The sequence below is a fragment of the Rathayibacter sp. AY2B7 genome (assembly GCF_002931635.1).
Classification (GTDB): domain Bacteria; phylum Actinomycetota; class Actinomycetes; order Actinomycetales; family Microbacteriaceae; genus Rathayibacter.
Map to the genome: position 1 here is coordinate 1 of NZ_PSUC01000204.1, position 1,999 is coordinate 1,999.

Here is a 1,999-nt window from a genome sequence, read left to right on the forward strand (position 1 = left end):
ACCGTGCCTGACCGCAGGCCCACAGAGACCGGCAGAAGCGCTCGCGACGTGCGGGTGCCGCGGCGACCGGAGGCCGCCGGACACGACGGAGCCCCGGCCCCTCGAGGGCCCGCGGTGCGCGGGAGGTCTCGAACGGCCGGGGCTCCCCGGGTCGTGCTGCGCCTAGAGGCGGGCGGGCGCCTGGGAGTGCGCGGCGTGCTCGTCGCGGAGCATGCCGAGCACCTGGGCGCGGAGGTCCTCCGGCGCCGTCTCCTTGCACGCCCGCTGCACGGCGACCGTCAGAACCACGCCGACCTTCGCCTCGTCGGCGCAGTCGACGCATCCCGCCATGTGCTCGCGGATGTCGGCGGCGTCCTCCTTGCACAGCTCGTTGTGGAGGTACTCCTCGAGCTCGGCCTTCGCCTTCGTGCAGCCGCTGTCGGTCATTTCGTGCTCCCGGAAGTGAATGCGGCGCGGAATCCGCGCTCGCGTGCGTAGTCGGTGAGTCGTTCGCGCAGCATGCGCCGGCCGCGGTGCAGCCGGCTCATGACGGTCCCGACGGGGGTCTTCATGATGTCCGCGATCTCCTGGTAGGAGAAGCCTTCGACATCGGCGAAGTAGACGGCGAGCCGGAAGTCCTCCGGGATCGCCTGGAGCGCCTCCTTCACCGCGGTGTCGGGGAGGTGGTCGATCGCCTCCGCCTCGGCCGAGCGGCTGGAGGTGGCCGTGGTCGACTCGGCGCCGCCCAGCTGCCAGTCCTCGAGCTCGTCGATCGCGCTCTGGTAGGGCTCGCGCTGCTTCTTGCGGTACGAGTTGATGAACGTGTTCGTGAGGATGCGGTAGAGCCAGGCCTTCAGGTTGGTGCCCTGCTCGAACTGGCGGAACGCGCCGAAGGCCTTCGCGAAGGTCTCCTGCACGAGGTCCTGCGCGTCGGAGGGGTTCTTCGTCATCCGCAGACCGGCCGCGTAGAGCTGGTCGATGAAGGGCAGCGCCTGCTGCTCGAAGAGGGAGCGGAGATCGACGGGATCCTCGACCGGGGCGTCGTCCAGCGACTCCTCGACGGTCTCCACGATCGTCTGCTCCGCGTCGGCGGGCTCGAGAGCCTCGTCGGCGGGGGTGGTGCGGGGTTCGTCGTCGCGAGTCATCACGAGCGATTCTAGAGCGGCGGCGCGGCGGACGACCGGGGTTGCGGCGCGAGGGCGCCTCCGGGCGACGGGCCTTCTGCTCCGGAGGACCGGGGGTGCTGCCGTCATGCTCCGCCTCCGTCACGCTCCTGACGACGCCCTGCGCGCCGACTATCCTGACAACCGATGGTCTTCTCGCGTTATTCCGCTCCCGAGTTCGATCCGTACGGCGACGCCCGTGCGCTCCCCGGCGACGACGCCTGGCCCGCACCCCTCGCGGCCGGCGCTCTCGACGCCGAGGTCGGCCTGCCCGGCTCCAAGTCGCTGACCAACCGGGAGCTGGTGCTCGCCGCTCTGGCGGACGGACCCTCCACGCTGCGGGCGCCGCTGCACTCCCGCGACAGCGCCCTGATGATCGAGGCGCTGCGCTCGCTCGGCACCACGATCCGGGAGTCCGGCTCGACCGGCGGCTTCGGCGCCGACCTGGTCGTGGAGCCCGCGGAGGAGCTGCTCGGCTCGACGACGATCGACTGCGGGCTCGCGGGCACCGTGATGCGCTTCGTCCCGCCGCTGGCCGGCCTCGCGCTCGGCCCCACCACCTTCGACGGCGACGCGTACGCGGCGAAGCGGCCGATGGGGGCGACGATCGCATCCCTCCGCGCGCTCGGCGTCGACGTCGCCGACGACGGCCGCGGCGCGCTCCCCTTCACCGTCCACGGGTCCGGGGCCGTCCGGGGCGGCGACGTCGTCGTCGACGCCTCGCGGTCGAGCCAGTTCGTCTCGGCGCTCCTGCTGGCCGGCGCCCGCTTCGAGGAGGGACTGCACCTGCGCCACGAGGGCAGCACCGTCCCCTCCCGGCCCCACATCGACATGACCGTCGCCGCGCTGGCGGCACG

3 protein-coding genes are annotated in these 1,999 nt (G+C 72.4%); 1 reads left to right on the top strand and 2 read right to left on the bottom strand.

Going from position 1 to position 1,999, the window contains the following annotated elements:
- Positions 1–162: 162 nt before the first annotated feature.
- Together C5C27_RS17365 and C5C27_RS17370 are read right to left on the bottom strand one after the other, a co-directional pair.
- Complete coding sequence (locus C5C27_RS17365; RefSeq protein ID WP_104224116.1) at positions 163–426, bottom strand: zf-HC2 domain-containing protein; 264 nt, start codon at positions 424–426, stop codon at positions 163–165.
- Positions 423–1,124: a sigma-70 family RNA polymerase sigma factor gene (locus C5C27_RS17370; RefSeq protein ID WP_104315025.1), complete on the bottom strand. Its 702-nt coding sequence runs from the start codon at positions 1,122–1,124 to the stop codon at positions 423–425. The genes C5C27_RS17365 and C5C27_RS17370 overlap by 4 nt, the downstream gene beginning before the upstream one ends.
- A 165-nt stretch (positions 1,125–1,289) precedes the next feature.
- Between C5C27_RS17370 and C5C27_RS17375 the strand changes: the two genes are divergently transcribed.
- Positions 1,290–1,999: 3-phosphoshikimate 1-carboxyvinyltransferase (locus tag C5C27_RS17375; protein ID WP_374955291.1), on the top strand; the 710-nt coding region annotated here is incomplete at its 3' end.